Origin of the sequence: Streptomyces sp. NPDC047886 (assembly GCF_043204435.1) — a bacterium.
In the GTDB taxonomy this organism is placed as follows: domain Bacteria; phylum Actinomycetota; class Actinomycetes; order Streptomycetales; family Streptomycetaceae; genus Streptomyces.
Genome location: NZ_JBIDCF010000004.1, coordinates 1 through 15,281, shown reverse-complemented (window position 1 = coordinate 15,281; position 15,281 = coordinate 1). Strand labels below are relative to the sequence as shown.

Here is a 15,281-nt window from a genome sequence, read left to right as displayed (position 1 = left end):
ACGAGTTAGTAGAACTGTGAACGATTTCCTCGGGGACGTGACGTGGGACGTGACCGACGTGGACGTGACCGACGTGGACGTGGCCACGGCTGTGGACGTGGTCGTGATCGGCGCCGGGCAGGCCGGGCTGTCCGCGGCGTACCATCTGCGCCGGGCCGGGCTGGAGCCGGACCGCGACGTCGTCGTCCTGGACCGCGCGCCGCGACCTGGCGGGGCCTGGCAGTTCCGCTGGCCCTCGCTGACGTACGGCAAGGTGCACGGGATGCACGCGCTGCCCGGCATGGAGCTGACCGGCGCGGACGAGAGCCGCCCGTCGTCGGAGGTGATCGGCGCGTACTTCACCCGTTACGAGGAACGGTTCGGGCTGCGGGTGCACCGGCCGGTCGACGTCACGTCCGTACGGGAGGGCGAGGACGGCCGGCTGCGGGTGGAGACCTCGGAGGGCACGTATGCGACGCGGGCCCTGGTCAACGCCACCGGCACCTGGGACCGGCCGTTCTGGCCCCGGTACCCGGGGCAGGAGACCTTCCGGGGGCGCCAGCTGCACACGGCCGGCTATCCGGGTCCGGAGGCGTTCGCCGGGCAGCGGGTCGTCGTCGTGGGCGGCGGCGCGTCGGGCACCCAGCACCTGATGGAGATCGCCGACGTGGCCGCCGCGACGACCTGGGTGACCCGCCGTGAGCCGGTGTACCGCGAAGGCCCGTTCGGCGAGGCGGAGGGGCGGGCGGCGGTGGCGCTGGTGGAGGACCGGGTACGGCGCGGGCTGCCGCCGCGCAGCGTGGTCAGCGTCACCGGGCTCCCCATGACCGACGCGGTCCGGCGGGCCAGGGAGCGGGGCGTCCTGGACCGACTGCCGATGTTCGACCGGATCACCCCGACCGGAGTGGCCTGGGACGCGGGGTCGACGCTGGAGGAGCGCCCGGGGCGGGGGCTGACCGTGGAGGCGGATGTGATCCTCTGGGCGACGGGGTTCCGGGCCGCCGTCGACCATCTGGCGCCGCTGAGGCTGCGTGAGCCGGGCGGCGGCATCCGGCTGGACGGTACGCGCGCGGTACGGGACGAGCGCGTCCATCTCGTCGGGTACGGGCCTTCGGCGTCCACGATCGGCGCGAACCGCGCGGGCCGGGCCGCCGTCCGGGACATCAGGCGTCTCCTCGACCGTGCCCCGGCCCCCACGGCGGCCGCGCGGCACCCCGACGAGACAGCCCGCCGGCCGGTGGTCGCGTGAGACGGGGGCGGCCGGGGTGCGGCGCGTGTGGTGGGGTCAGTCCGTCGCCGTGCGGCGGGTGCGGGGTCGGTCGTCGCCGTGCGGCGGGTGTGCTGGGGTCAGTCCGTCGCCGTGCGGCGGTTCTCGTTGAACTCCCGCACGTTCCGCTGCTGCTCCGTGTAGTCGCCGGTGAAGCGGGTGTCGCCGGGTTTCACGGTGACGAAGTAGAGCCACTCACCCGGCGGCGGGGCAACCGCGGCGTCCATGGCCTGCTCTCCCGGGTTGTCGATCGGGGTCGGCGGGAGTCCCTGGCGCTCATAGGTGTTGTATGGGCTGTCGATCCTGGTGTCGGCGTGGCTGGTGTCGAGGGTGGAGCGGCCCAGTGCGTAGTTGAGCGTGGAGTCCATCTGGAGCGGCATGCCCTGCGCGAGCCGGTTGTAGATGACGCGCGCGACCTTCCCCATGTCCTCGGGGGTGTCGGCCTCGGCCTGCACGATGCTCGCGATGGTCACCTGCTGGTAGAGGCTCACCCCGTTGCGCCGGGCGGCGGTGCTGACGCGGTCGGCGCCGAACCGCTCGCCCGCGGTGGACACCATGTAGCGCAGCAGGCTCTTCGGGGTGGTCGTGGCGTCGATCGGGTACGTGGCCGGGAACAGAAAGCCCTCCGGGTTGCCCTGGGCCTCGGCGGGCAGTTCCAGCGCGGCTCCGGCCGCCGCCTGCCGGGTGGTGCCGGGCGGTACGCCGAGCGCCTTGTCCACCGCCTCGTACACCTGGCTGGATCGCCAGCCCTCCGGGATCAGCAGGGTCCTGGTCTGCTGCGGTTCGGCGGGGGGCTCCCTGACCAGCAGCAGCGGTACGAGCACGGAGGCCGCCACGACGAGGATCGCCCCGGCGACCAGCACGATGCGGCCGCGCCGGGTCAGGCGGGGGCGCCGGGGCCGCTTGTTCGAGAACGCGTTGGCCATGCGGGCACGCTAACCCGCGGTCCCCGTGGATCCCGGTAGCCCACGAGGAGCGACACGAGCCCCTGAACACACGAACGTGGGATCGGTTGTTCGCCGGAACGTGTGGTCGTATCGGCTTTCCCTGTCCAACTCCCGTGCGGCGCATGATGCTTACGGTGCGCAAGCGACGGGCTGCAGACCGCGTCGGCGCATGTCCCATCTGTCCCACACGCACGATGCACAAGGAGATCGCACCATCATGAACTTCCTCACCAACCTGCTGGCCGGTGTCGTCCACTTCGTGGGTTGGCTCGTCTGACGATCGTTCGCCGTGGCGCCGTCGCCTCCCCGTCCCACGGGAGCGGCGGCGCCGTCGCGTTCCCCCCGGGCTCCAGCTCGGCGTCTCCGCGCACGAGCGCGGCGTACCGGCCGCCGAGCGCCAGCAGCTCGTCATGGCTGCCGCGCTCGGCTATCCGGCCGCCGTCGAGGACGGCGATCTGGTCGGCGTTCCGGATGGTGGAGAGCCGGTGGGCGATCGTGATGGTGGTGCGTCCCGCGGAGAGCGCGTCGATGGCCTGTTGCACCGCCTGCTCGGTACGGGTGTCGAGGGCGCTGGTCGCCTCGTCCAGGATGAGGACCGGCGGGTCGCGCAGGATGGTGCGGGCGATGGCCAGCCGCTGCTTCTCACCGCCGGAGAACCGGTAGCCGCGCTCGCCGACGAGGGTGTCGTACCCGTCGGGCAGGGCGGCGATGTGGTCGTGGATCTGCGCGGCCCGCGCGGCGGCCTCGATCTCCTCGTCGGTGGCATCGGGCCGGGCGAAGCGCAGATTGTCGGCGACGGAGGCGTGGAAGAGGTAGGTCTCCTGGGAGACGACGCCCACGGCCCGGGCGAGGCTGTCGAAGTCGAGGTCGCGTACGTCGACCCCGTCGAGCGTGACCCTGCCGGATGTGACGTCGTACAGCCGGGGCACGAGATAGCTGAGGGTGGACTTGCCGGAGCCCGTGGGGCCGACGACCGCCAGGCTGCCGCCGGCCGGGACGGTGATGTCGATGCCGTCGAGCGTCGGGCCGGTCTTGTCGTCCTTCTCGTCGTAGTGGAAGGCCACGTCCTCGAAGCGGACCTCGCCCCGCACCGTGTCGAGGCGGACGGGCCGCTCGGGTTCGGTGATGTCGACGGGCAGGTCGAGGTACTCGAAGATCCGCTGGAAGAGCGCGAGCGACGTCTGGATCTGCACTCCGGTGGAGAGCAGGCTCACGGCGGGGCGGAACAGTCCCTGCTGGAGCGAGACGAAGGCGACGAGCGTACCGATGGAGATGGCCGGGCCGCCCGCCTGGAGCGCCAGCCCTGCGGCCCAGTAGATCAGCGCGGGCATCGCGGCCATCACGATGCTGATCGTGGCCATCCGCCACCGCCCCGCCATGGAGGAGCGCACTTCCAGGTCGACGAGCCGCTCGGACTCGTCGGCGAAGGACCGGGTCAGCGAGTCGGCGCGGCCCATGGTGCGGCCGAGCAGGATGCCGCTCACGGAGAGCGACTCGGTGACCGTCGCGGCCATCGCGGCCATCTGCTTCTGACGCTGGGTGGTGATCGTCTTGCGCTCGCGGCCGACCCGGCGGCTGATCCAGACGAACAGCGGCAGCAGCAGGAGCGAGACGACGGTGAGCCGCCAGTCGAGGGCCAGCATCGCGACGACCGTCGCCACCACGGCGGTCAGGTTGGAGACGAGGGACGTCGCGGTGGAGGTCACGGTGGCCTGCATGCCGCCGATGTCGTTGGCGATCCGGGACTGCACCTCGCCGGTGCGCGTCCGGGTGAAGAAGGCGAGCGGCATGCGCTGCAGCTGGGCGTAGACGGCGGTGCGCAGATCGTGCATGACACGCTGACCGACCGTCGTGGAGATGAGCGTCTGGAGCACGCCGAAGACGCTGGTCATGACCGCGGTGAGGATCATGCCGAGGACGAGCAGGCTGAGCAGGCCGGTGCGGCCCTGCGGGATCGCGGTGTCGAGGATCTCGCGGAGGAGGAACGGCGAGGCGACCGCCACCAGCGACGAGGCGCCGACGAGCACGCCCACGACGGACAGCCGGCCGCGGTAGGGCCGGAAGAGCCGCAGGATGCGGCGGATCTGCGCGGGCGGCTGGTCGGGGTCGGGGGGCGGTGGCGTCCAGGTGGACTCCGCGTGGATGCGCATGGGCTCCTTCGGTGAGGTGCTGCGAGGCAGGCGGCCGAAGCGGCGGCCCGGCCGGTGGCGGGACCGCCGGCCGGGACCGGTGAACTCTCGAAGAGAGCATAGCTCATTGTTACCTACGCTCACAATGAGCGTAGTCCTGATATCCTTCGATTATGAACTCCCCCGACGCCGACGGCCTGCTGGCCGAGCAGCTGCTGCGCCTGACCCGACGGCTGCACCGCAGCCAGAAGCGCCAGCTGGAGTCGGCCGACATCAGCATCACCCCCGCGCAGTCGCGGCTGCTGCGGACGGTCGCGCACTACGAGCACCCGCCGCGCATGGCCGACCTCGCCGAGCGCCTGGAGGTGGTGCCCCGGGCGGTGACCAGCCTGGTCGACGGGCTGGAGGCGAGCGGCCGGGTCCGTCGCGTCCCCGACCCCGCCAACCGCCGGGTGGTGCGGATCGAGCTCACGGACACCGGCCGCGCCACGCTGAGGCAGCTCAGGAGCGCGCGCAGGGCGGCCGCGGAGGACATCCTGGCTCCATTGACCGCCGATCAGCGCGAGGTGCTCGGCGGCCTGCTGTCCGCACTGGTCGACGGAGTCCCGGAGCGCGGCTGCTGAGGCCGCCGTGCCCGGCGCGCGCACCGTCGAGGGGACCGCGACATGCCGCTGCTGGAGCCGAAGCCCGACGCCCTCCGCCCGGGTGCGGAGCGTGCCCCCTCCCCCGACCGGGCGCCCGACCTGCTGGCACACGGCACGCCCGGACGGCTCCGGGACGAACTCTTCGCCGTCCTCGGCCCGGACAAGGTCCTGTGGCGGGCCTCGGACCTCGTGGCGTACGCCTCGGACGCCAGTCCGTACCGCTTCATCCCGCACGTGATCCTGCTGCCCGAGGACATCGACGACATCTCGGCGATCCTGTCGTACGCGCACGGCAAGGGGCGCGACGTGGTGTTCCGGGCCGCCGGGACGAGCCTGAACGGCCAGGCCCAGGGCGAGGACATCCTCGTGGACGTCCGCAGGCACTGGACGGGCGTCGAGGTACTCGACGGCGGCGCGCGGGTCCGCGTCCGGCCCGGCACGACCGTCGCCCGGGTGAACGCCGCCCTCGCCCCGTACGGCCGCGTGCTCGGCCCCGACCCGGCCAGCGCCGTCGCCTGCACCGTGGGCGGCGTCGTCGCCAACAACGCCTCCGGCATGACGGCGGGCACCGCCCGCAACGCCTACCGGACGGTGTCCTCGCTGACGTTCGTCCTGCCGACCGGCACGGTCGTCGACACGGCCGACCCGGCGGCCGACGAGGAGCTGGCCCGCGCCGAACCGAAGCTGTGCGAGGCGCTGCTCGCGCTGAAGGCGGACATCGAGGCCGATCCCGCGCTGACGGCCCGCATCCGCGCCAAGTACGAGATCAAGAACACCAACGGCTACCGTCTCGACGCCTATCTGGACGGGGCGACCCCGGTCGAGATCCTGCGCGGGCTGATGGTCGGCTCCCAGGGGACGTTCGGTTTCATCGCCGAGGTCGTCTTCGACACGCTGCCCCTGGATTCGGCGGTCTCATCGGCGCTGCTGTTCTTCCCGTCGCTCCCGGCCGCCGCCGCGGCCGTGCCGCTGTTCACCCGGGCGGGCGCGCTCGCCGTGGAGCTGATGGACGGGGGCACGCTCCGCGCCTCGGCCGCCGTCGCCGGTGTCCCGTCCGACTGGGCGGAGCTGCCACGGGGGACGGCCGCGCTGCTGGTGGAGTTCCGGGCGCCGGACACAGCGGCGTGCGCGGCGTACGAGCGGGCGGCGGAACGCATCGTGGCCGGACTCGCACCGGTCGCGCCGGTGGCCTCGGTGACGAACGCGTTCACCCGCGACCCGGCGGCGATCGGCGGCTACTGGCGGGCCAGGAAGGCGTTCGTCACGGCGGTCGGTGCCACCCGCCCGCCCCGTACGACGCTGATCACCGAGGACTTCGCGGTGCCGCCCGCGCGGCTCGCCGAGGCGTGCGAGGCGCTGCTCGCGCTCCAGGCCGCGTACGGTTTCGACGCGGCCGTCGCGGGCCATGCCGGACACGGCAATCTGCACTTCCTGCTCGCGTTCGACGCCTCGGACCCCGCCGACGTGGACCGGTACGCCGCGTTCATGGACGCGTTCTGCCGCCTCACGGTGGAGCGGTTCGACGGCTCACTCAAGGCGGAGCACGCCACCGGACGGAACATCACCCCGTTCCTCGAACTGGAGTGGGGGCCGGCGGCGACGGATCTGATGTGGCGTACGAAGCGTGCCATCGACCCCGACGGGGTGCTCGCGCCGCGCGTGGTCCTCGACCGTGACCCCCGGGCGCATCTGCGCGGCCTGAAGAGCGTGCCGGCGGTGGATGAGCGCACCGACCCGTGCATCGAGTGCGGGTTCTGCGAGCCGGTCTGTCCCAGCGGGAACCTGACGACCACACCGCGTCAGCGGATCGTCCTGCGGCGGGAGATGATGCGGCAGGCGCCCGGCTCTCCGGTGGAGAACGCACTGGTGGAGGCGTACGGCTACGACGCCGTCGACACCTGCGCCGGCGACGCGCTGTGCGGCCTCGCCTGCCCGGTGGGGATCGACACGGGCGCCCTGATGAAGGAGCTGCGGCACCGGCGCCACTCGCCGCGCGAGGAGCGTACGGCCGCGCTGGCGGCGCGGAACTTCGCCGCGGTGGAGAGCGCGGCCCGGCTCGCGGTCGCCGCGGCCGACCGGGCCGGAGGCATCGCGGGGGACGGGTTGCCGCGCGCGGTCACGGGCCTGCTCCGCACGGCGGTCCGGCGCGACCTCGTCCCGGAGTGGCTGCCCGCGCTGCCCGGTGCGGCAGGGCCCAGGCTGCCCCGCACGGACCGTACACGCGCGGCGGCCGTCTACTACCCGTCCTGTGTGAACCGGATCTTCGGCGACCCCCGCGGGCATGACGGGCCGTCCCTGCCGCAGGCCGTGGTGGCGCTGTCCGAGCGCGCCGGGCTGCCGGTCTGGATCCCCGACGACGTGGCCGGTACGTGCTGCGCGACGATCTGGCACTCCAAGGGGTACGAGGAGGGTGCCCGGGTGATGGCCGACCGGATCGTCGAGGCCGCCTGGGGCTGGACGGCGGGCGGGCGGCTGCCCCTGGTCGTGGACGCCTCGTCCTGCGCGCTGGGGCTCGCCCGCGAGGTCGTGCCCTACCTCGCCGAGCGGAACCGGGACCTGCACGGGGAGCTCACAGTGATCGACTCGGTCGTCTGGGCCGCGGACCGTCTCCTGCCCCGGCTCGACGTGCGGCGCACCGTGGGCTCGGCCGTCGTGCACCCCGCCTGCGCGATGCGTCACCTCGGGGACGCTGACCGGCTGACGGCGATCGCCGAGGCGTGCGCGGACGAGGTGGTCGTGCCGGACGAGGTGCGGTGCTGCGGCTTCGCGGGCGACCGGGGCATGCTGCACCGCGAGTTGACCGAGTCGGCGACGGCCGGTGAGGCGGCCGAGGTGACCGCGCGCCACTTCGACGCCCACCTGTCGGCGAACCGGATGTGCGAGATCGGCATGGATCATGCAACGGGGCGGCGCTACCGCTCGGCGCTGCTGGAGCTGGAGCGTGCCACCCGGCCGTGACGGCACGGGCGGAGCCTCGGCCGGCGAGCCCCGGGCCCGCGCGTACAGGAGTCCGCGGACGACGGCGCGGGTGTCGGAGGCCGGGCCGACCCGGGCCCGCGTGTACAGGAGTCCACGGGCCCGCGCCGAGAGTCCAATCGTCGCCCTTGCGCGCCCGCGACCCGGACGGCCAGGGTCCTTCCCGGGATTCGTGAACCAGCCGTGCACACACGTACTGGAGGTTCGATGAACGAGGCAGCACCCGGGAACCAGGACTCCGACGAGTCCGGCGGCGCCCCGAGCCGCCGGTCCGTCCTGCGGACGACGGCGGGAGTGGCGGGCGCCGGGCTGGGGCTCGGCGCGCTGGGCGGTGTCCCGTCGGCCACCGCCGCGACCCCGGCGACGGCAGCGGACACCACCGGCGCCGCCGAGGGGGCGGCCGGCTCCGGAGCCGCGGCACCGCCCCGCCAGGGCCGCACCATGGCGGGCGTGCCCTTCGAGCGGAGAGGCACCGTACGGGTCGGGATCGTCGGTCTCGGCAACCGGGGCGGCAGCATGATCGACCTGTTCCTGGCGCTCCCCGGCGTACGGGTCGTCGCGGTCTGCGACCCCGTGAGGACGAAGGCGGAGGCGGCGTCGGCCAAGGTCGTGAGGGCGGGGCAGCCGTCGCCCGCCGTCTACGCCAACGGCGACCACGACTACGAGAACCTGTGCGCGCGCGGCGACCTCGACCTCGTGTACGTGGCGACGCCCTGGGAACTGCACTTCGACATGGCCGTGTCGGCCATGCTGAACGGCAAGCACGTCGGCGTGGAGTGCCCGGTCGCGATGCGGCTGGAGGAGCTGTGGGCGCTGGTGGACCTCTCCGAGCGCACCCGCCGCCACTGCATGCAGCTGGAGAACTGCTGCTACGGCAGGAACGAGACACGCGTGCTGCGGATGGCGCACGCCGGCCTGTTCGGCGAACTGCTGCACGGCGCGGGCGCGTACAACCACGATCTGCGGCAGCTGATGTTCTCGCCCACGTACTACGAGGGCCCGTGGCGCAGGCTGTGGCACACCCGGCTGCGCGGTGACCTCTACCCCAACCACGGCTTCGGACCGGTCGCCAACTACCTGGACGTCAACCGGGGCGACCGGGTGGTCAGCATCAGCAGCTTCGGCACGCCCGCGCTCGGCCTGGCCGAGTACCGCGCGGCGCACATGCCGCCGGGCGACCCGAGCTGGAAGGAGTCGTACGTCGGGAGCGACCGGACCATCAGCATGGTGCGGACGGCCAGGGGCCGGGTGATCCGGCTGGAGCACGACGTGTCGACGCCGCACCCGTACAGCAGGATCAACAGCCTCGGCGGGACGAAGGGCGTCTTCGAGGACTACCCGGCGCGGATCTACCTGGAGCCCGACCACCGGAACCACCAGTGGGGCGACTTCGGCGCGTACGCGGCCGATTACGACCACTGGCTGTGGAAGGAGCACGCGAACCCGCCGGGCGGGCACGGCGGCATGGACTACCTCATGCTGTACCGGCTGACGCAGTGCATGCGTCTCGGCCTCGTCCCCGACTTCGACGTGTACGACGCGGCGGTCTGGACGGCGCCCGTGCCGCTGAGCCACCTCTCCGTCAAGGCGAACGGAGCGCCGCAGTCGATCCCGGACTTCACCCGCGGCGAGTGGCGCAGGCCCCGCGCGGGCGTGGACTCGGCGAAGCCCGCGGAGTAGCAGCCGGCCCGCCCCGGCGCCCGGAGGACCGGCGGCGCTCCACGGCGGCGCCGACCGGTCCTTCCGGCCGGGTGGTACCTCCCGGCCGGCGGCCCCTCTGGGCCGGGAGGCCCTCCCAGGCGGGCCCGGGCGGGGGCTCTCCCAGGCAGGGACGGCCTTTTCCGGGCGGGGGCAGGTGTTCGACCTTGGCGCATTCCGTTCGGCGGTGCGGAAAACCGATTGCCGTGGACGGGCGCGTCCCGCGAACCTTGCACGTCGCGACTTTTTCGCCGCCTCGCGTCGTCCGCCGCCTCCCCCGCCGCCTCCCCCGCCGTACGCCGCCTGAGCGGCGGCCGTCGCCCCCCGCTCCCCGCCCGTGCCGCTCGTCGATCGCCTGGGACGTCATGCAGATCCACCATCTTCCGTACGCCGATCCGGGCCGACCCGACGTCAGGTCGGGCGCCCGCTTCCTGTTCTGGCTCGGGCGCCATCAGCTCGGTGGCCAGATCAAGGCCCTGTGCTGGGGTCTGCTCCTCCAGCTGAGCATCGCCGCCCTACCGTTGGGAGTCGGCCTGGCCGTCCAGGCGGTCGTGGACGGTTCCGGTCGCGGGCTCGCCTTCGCAACCGGCCTGATCGCCCTGCTGGGCGCGGCCATCGCGGTGGGCGACACCATGCTCCACCGCACGGCCGTCACCAACTGGATCACCGCGGCCGCGCGGGTCCAGCAGCTGCTGGCCCGCAAGACCGCCGAACTCGGCGCGGTGCTGACCCGGCGGGTCGCCGCAGGTGAGGTGGTCGCCGTGTCCACGGGTGACGTCGAGAAGATCGGCTGGTTCGTGGAGGTCCTGTCGCGGTTCGCCGCGGCGGCCACCACGCTGGTCGCGGTCTGTGTCGGCCTGGTGGTCTACCAGCCCGCGCTGGGCGGTCTGGTCGCGGTCGGCGTCCCGGTACTGGCGGTGGCCGTGCTGCCGCTGCTGCCCCGCGCCACCCGGCGGGCGGACGTCCAGCGCGAGAAGGCGGGCCGGGCCACCGAGCTGGCCTCCGACACGGTCGCCGGTCTGCGGGTGCTGCGCGGCATCGGCGGCGAGGACCTGTTCCTGCGCCGCTACCGCGAGGCGTCGCAGGAGGTGCGCGAGGCCGCGGTGCGCAGCGCCCGCATGTGGGCGCTGATCGCGGCGGTCCAGGTGCTGCTGCCGGGGCTGCTGCTGCTCGTGGTGGTGGTGTACGGGGCGAGGCTGGCACTGGACGGCCGGATCACGGTCGGTGAGCTGGTCACCGTGTACGGCATGGTCATGCTGACGCATCATCCGTTGCGGAACTTCGAGGAGATGGCCATGGCCTTCTCCTTCTCGCGTCCCTCCGCGAAGCGCGCGGCGCGCGTGCTGTCCCTGTCCCGTACGGCGGAGAACGCGGCGGCGGAGAGCGGGGCGGTGGAGAGCGCGGCGGCGGAGAACGCGGACGCGGGCACCGCTCCGGCGGGAGCCGCTGTGGCCGCGGGGCCAGGGGGGCAGGCACCGCCGACCGGTGATCTGTACGACCCCGTCACCGGTCTGCTGGCCCCGGCCGGGCTGCTCACCGCCGTCGTGTGCGGCGACCCGGACGCGGCCGGGGAGCTCGCCGACCGGCTCGGCGGGCACCCGGCGGGCGACACGGCCGACGCGCGTGTGTCCGTGCTGCTGGGCGGGGTTCCGCTGGACGAGCTGCCGCTCGACACGGCCCGTGCCGCCGTCCTCGTACAGGACAAGGACCCGGTTCTGCTGTCCGGCACCCTGCGGGAGCTGCTGGACGTGCCGTCGTCCGGGGCGGTGACCGCCGACGCCGCGCTGGCCGCCGCCGAGTGCGGGGACGTGCTGGAGGCGCTGGCGCAGGCGTCGGTGGACAGCGACGGCGACCCGATGCGCACCCGGATCACCGAGCGCGGCCGGTCGCTGTCCGGCGGTCAGCGTCAGCGGCTGGCGCTGGCCAGGTCGCTGGTGACCGACCCGGAGGTGCTGGTCCTCGACGAGCCGACGTCGGCCGTCGACGCGCACACCGAGGCCCGCGTGGCGGCGGGTGTACGGAGGCTGCGCGCCGGGCGCACCACCGTGGTGCTGGCCTCGTCGCCGCTGCTGCTGGACCTCGCGGACCAGGTGGCGCTGGTGGCGGACGGTGCGGTGGTGGCCGTGGGCACGCACCGGGACCTGCTCAAGACCGAGCCGCGCTACCGCGCGGTGGTCACCCGTGACGCCGACGAAGAGCTCGGCACACTCGTGGACATCGAGGAGACCGCATGATCGGCATGGCGCCACCGGAGTACGACCCGGGGGCCCCGACCACGGCGACGACCCTGCCGGTGGGTACCCCGGCGACCGTGCTCGCCTACGTGAGGGAGCTGCTGCGCCGCCATCGCGCCGCGTTCGCCGCGCTGATCGGTGTCAACGCGGCCGCCGTCGTCGCGTCGATGGCGGGCCCCTATCTGCTGGGCTCACTGGTCGACCGGCTCGCGGACGGGGCCCGCGACCTGCGGCTGGAGTGGATCGTCCCGGCGTTCGCTGTCGCGCTGGCCGTCCAGGCGCTGTTCGTCAGGCTGGTGCGGCTGCGCGGCGCGATGCTGGGTGAGGAGATGCTCGCCGATCTGCGCGAGGACTTCCTCGTCCGGTCGGTCGGGCTGCCGCCCGGGGTGCTGGAGCGGGCCGGGACAGGTGATCTGCTGTCCCGGATCACCACCGACATCGACCGGCTGGCCAACGCGATGCGCGAGGCGGTGCCGCAGCTCGCCATCGGGGTCGTGTGGGCGGGCCTGCTGATCGGCGGGCTCACGGTGACGGCCCCGCCCCTGGCGCTCTCGGTCATCGTGGCGGCGCCGCTGCTGATCGTCGGCTGCCGCTGGTACTTCAAGCGGGCGCCGTCGGCGTACCGTTCGGAGGCCGCCGGGTACGCGGCGGTCGCCGCGGCCCTCGCGGAGACCGTCGACGCGGGCCGCACCGTGGAGGCGCACCGGCTCGGTGCGCGGCGCGTGGCCATGTCGGACCGGCGGGTCAGGGAGTGGACGGCATGGGAGAGGTACACGCTCTTCCTGCGCTCGGTGCTCTTCCCGGTCGTCAACCTCACGCACACCACGGTGCTCGCGGCGGTGCTGCTGATCGGCGGGTTCTTCGTCCTGCGGGGCTGGATGGGGGTGGGGCAGCTCACCACGGGGGCGCTGCTCGCCCAGATGCTGGTCGACCCGGTCGGGATCATCCTGCGCTGGTACGACGAGCTTCAGGTGGCCCAGGTGTCGCTGGCCCGGCTCGTCGGCGTACGGGACATCGAGCCGGACGCCGGTGACGCGACGGTACGGCCCGACGGGCGTGATGTCCGCGCGGACGAGGTGCGGTTCGGCTACCGGGAGGGCGTCGACGTGCTGCACCGGGTGTCGATGGAGGTCGCGCCGGGCACCCGGCTGGCGCTCGTCGGCCCGTCCGGCGCGGGCAAGTCGACGCTGGGGCGGCTGCTCGCCGGCATCTACGCCCCTCGTACGGGGCGGATCACCCTCGGGGACGCCGAGCTGGCGAGGATGCCCGCCGAGCGGGTCCGGGAGCATGTGGCGCTGGTCAACCAGGAGCACCATGTGTTCGTCGGGTCGCTGCGGGACAATCTGCTGCTCGCCCGCGCGGGGGCGGGGGACGGGGAGCTGTGGGCCGCGCTGCACGCGGTCGGCGCCGACACCTGGGCGCGGGCCCTCGACGACGGGCTCGACACCGAAGTCGGCTCGGGCGGTGCTGCGCTGACCCCGGCGCAGGCGCAGCAGATCGCGCTGGCCCGGCTTGTGCTGGCCGATCCGCACACGCTGGTGCTGGACGAGGCGACGTCGCTGCTGGACCCGAGGGCGGCCCGGCACCTGGAGCGGTCGCTGGCGCGGGTGCTGGAGGGCCGTACGGTCGTGGCGATCGCGCACCGGCTGCACACGGCGCACGACGCGGATGTGATCGCGGTCGTGGAGCGCGGCCGGATCAGCGAGTTGGGCAGCCATGACGAGCTGGTCGCGGCGGACGGCGCGTACGCGGCGCTGTGGCGCTCCTGGCACGGGTGAGCCGAGCGACGGCCCGGCCCGGCCCGGGGACGCCTGACGCACTCGGACCGGGCCGGTACGCCACCGCACGGTGTTGCTGCAGCCGGGGGGACCGCTCGCCCGCACCGGGACACCGCCCTCCCGGACGGCAGGGAGTGGCACGGTCCCCGGCCCGGGCGGCCGCCTCCCGTGGCGCACAGGAGGCGAACCGCGTCCCCTGCGGTGAGGATGAGGGAGTGACTGGCTCCGGATACGGGGCAGGCGAGCGATGACCGCGTAAGCCCGAGAAGGGACGCACACCGTGGCACGACCCAGGATTCTCGTTGTCGGCGCCGGCTTTGCCGGGGTCGAGTGCGTACGCCGGCTGGAGCGCAGCCTCGCTCCCGGCGAAGCGGACATCGCGCTCGTCACCCCGTTCTCGTACCAGCTCTACCTGCCGTTGCTCCCGCAGGTCGCCTCCGGGGTGCTCACCCCGCAGTCGGTCGCCGTGTCCCTGCGCCGCAGCCGGCGCCATCGCACCCGGATCGTGCCCGGCGGGGCCATCGGGGTGGACACGAAGGCGAAGGTGTGTGTCGTCCGCAAGATCACGGACGAGATCGTCAACGAGCCGTACGACTACATCGTGCTGGCCGCCGGCAGCGTCACCCGTACGTTCGACATCCCGGGGCTGATCGACAACGCGAGGGGCATGAAGACCCTGGCCGAGGCCGCCTACATCCGGGACCACGTCATCTCCCAGCTGGATCTGGCCGACGCCAGTCACGACGAGGAGGAACGGGCGTCCCGGCTGCAGTTCGTGGTGGTGGGCGGCGGGTACGCCGGCACGGAGACGGCCGCGAGTCTGCAGCTGCTGACCAGCAACGCCGTGAAGCACTACCCCAGGCTGGACCCCGCCCTGATCAAGTGGCATCTGATCGACATCGCGCCGAAGCTCATGCCGGAGCTCGGCGACAAGCTCGGTGTCACCGCCCTGGAGATCCTGCGCAAGCGGGGTATCGAGGTCTCGCTGGGTGTCTCCGTGGCGGAGGCGGGGCCGGACAAGGTGACGTTCACGGACGGCCGGGTGCTGCCGTGCCGCACGCTGATCTGGACCGCGGGGGTCGCGGCGAGTCCGCTGGTCGCCACCCTGGACGCCGAGACCGTGCGCGGGCGGCTGGCGGTGACCCCGGAGATGAGCCTGCCCGGTGCGGACGGCGTGTTCGCGCTCGGTGACGCGGCTGCGGTGCCCGACCTGGCGAAGGGCGACGGGGCGATCTGCCCGCCCACCGCCCAGCACGCCATGCGCCAGGGCCGCAAGCTGGCCGACAACATCATCGCGTCGCTGCGCGGCCGGCCGATGCAGTCCTACGTCCACAAGGACCTGGGCCTGGTCGTGGACCTCGGCGGGAGGGACGCCGTCTCCAAGCCCCTGGGCATCGAGCTGAAGGGCATGCCGGCCCAGGCCGCGGCGCGCGGCTACCACTGGGCGGCGCTGCGGACGAACGTCGCCAAGACCCGGGTCATGACCAACTGGCTGCTGAACGCGATCGCCGGTGACGACTTCGTACGGACCGGTTTCCAGGCCCGCAAGCCGGCCACCCTGCGCGACTTCGAGTACACCGACGCCTATCTCACGCCGGAGGAGATCCGCGCCCACACGGCGGGCGCGGA

At 73.4% G+C, this 15,281-nt stretch carries 9 protein-coding genes; 7 read left to right on the top strand and 2 right to left on the bottom strand.

Annotation, left to right across the window (positions count from 1 at the left end; genetic code table 11):
- The first annotated feature begins 73 nt into the window (after window positions 1–73).
- Complete coding sequence (locus ACGF5U_RS15110; protein WP_392714705.1) at window positions 74–1,228, top strand: FAD-dependent oxidoreductase; 1,155 nt, start codon at window positions 74–76, stop codon at window positions 1,226–1,228.
- 98 nt (window positions 1,229–1,326) lie between these two features.
- Here the strand turns inward: ACGF5U_RS15110 and mltG are convergent, their stop codons facing one another.
- On the bottom strand, window positions 1,327–2,172 hold the full coding sequence (gene mltG / locus ACGF5U_RS15105) for an endolytic transglycosylase MltG (protein WP_392714440.1): 846 nt from the start codon (window positions 2,170–2,172) through the stop codon (window positions 1,327–1,329).
- Between the two features lie 248 nt (window positions 2,173–2,420).
- Window positions 2,421–4,343 (bottom strand): ABC transporter ATP-binding protein, encoded by a 1,923-nt coding sequence (locus tag ACGF5U_RS15100; RefSeq protein ID WP_392714438.1) that lies wholly within the window; start codon window positions 4,341–4,343, stop codon window positions 2,421–2,423.
- 152 nt (window positions 4,344–4,495) lie between these two features.
- Between ACGF5U_RS15100 and ACGF5U_RS15095 the strand changes: the two genes are divergently transcribed.
- The 6 genes from ACGF5U_RS15095 to ACGF5U_RS15070 form a co-directional block, all read left to right on the top strand.
- Window positions 4,496–4,945 carry a MarR family winged helix-turn-helix transcriptional regulator gene (locus ACGF5U_RS15095; RefSeq protein WP_392714436.1) on the top strand — a complete coding sequence of 150 codons (450 nt, stop codon included), beginning with the start codon at window positions 4,496–4,498 and terminating at the stop codon, window positions 4,943–4,945.
- Window positions 4,946–4,987: 42 nt separating this feature from the next.
- Window positions 4,988–7,924, top strand: a complete 2,937-nt coding sequence (locus tag ACGF5U_RS15090; protein ID WP_392714435.1) for an FAD-binding and (Fe-S)-binding domain-containing protein — start codon at window positions 4,988–4,990, stop codon at window positions 7,922–7,924.
- A 225-nt stretch (window positions 7,925–8,149) separates the two neighbouring features.
- Window positions 8,150–9,622 carry a Gfo/Idh/MocA family protein gene (locus ACGF5U_RS15085; RefSeq protein WP_392714433.1) on the top strand — a complete coding sequence of 491 codons (1,473 nt, stop codon included), beginning with the start codon at window positions 8,150–8,152 and terminating at the stop codon, window positions 9,620–9,622.
- A 383-nt stretch (window positions 9,623–10,005) separates the two neighbouring features.
- Window positions 10,006–11,874 carry an ABC transporter transmembrane domain-containing protein gene (locus tag ACGF5U_RS15080; RefSeq protein WP_392714431.1) on the top strand — a complete coding sequence of 623 codons (1,869 nt, stop codon included), beginning with the start codon at window positions 10,006–10,008 and terminating at the stop codon, window positions 11,872–11,874.
- Window positions 11,871–13,652 carry an ABC transporter ATP-binding protein gene (locus ACGF5U_RS15075; protein ID WP_392714429.1) on the top strand — a complete coding sequence of 594 codons (1,782 nt, stop codon included), beginning with the start codon at window positions 11,871–11,873 and terminating at the stop codon, window positions 13,650–13,652. The genes ACGF5U_RS15080 and ACGF5U_RS15075 overlap by 4 nt, the downstream gene beginning before the upstream one ends.
- Window positions 13,653–13,932: 280 nt before the next feature.
- Window positions 13,933–15,281 (top strand): NAD(P)/FAD-dependent oxidoreductase (locus ACGF5U_RS15070; protein WP_392818398.1); only part of this gene is annotated, 1,349 nt, incomplete at its 3' end.

Bases quoted from the DNA above. Each gene is read 5' to 3' on its own strand.
- mltG (WP_392714440.1), bottom strand. From the start codon at position 2,172: ATGGCCAACGCGTTCTCGAACAAGCGGCCCCGGCGCCCCCGCCTGACC.
- ACGF5U_RS15100 (WP_392714438.1), bottom strand. From the start codon at position 4,343: ATGCGCATCCACGCGGAGTCCACCTGGACGCCACCGCCCCCCGACCCC.
- ACGF5U_RS15095 (WP_392714436.1), top strand. From the start codon at position 4,496: ATGAACTCCCCCGACGCCGACGGCCTGCTGGCCGAGCAGCTGCTGCGC.
- ACGF5U_RS15090 (WP_392714435.1), top strand. From the start codon at position 4,988: ATGCCGCTGCTGGAGCCGAAGCCCGACGCCCTCCGCCCGGGTGCGGAG.
- ACGF5U_RS15085 (WP_392714433.1), top strand. From the start codon at position 8,150: ATGAACGAGGCAGCACCCGGGAACCAGGACTCCGACGAGTCCGGCGGC.
- ACGF5U_RS15080 (WP_392714431.1), top strand. From the start codon at position 10,006: ATGCAGATCCACCATCTTCCGTACGCCGATCCGGGCCGACCCGACGTC.
- ACGF5U_RS15075 (WP_392714429.1), top strand. From the start codon at position 11,871: ATGATCGGCATGGCGCCACCGGAGTACGACCCGGGGGCCCCGACCACG.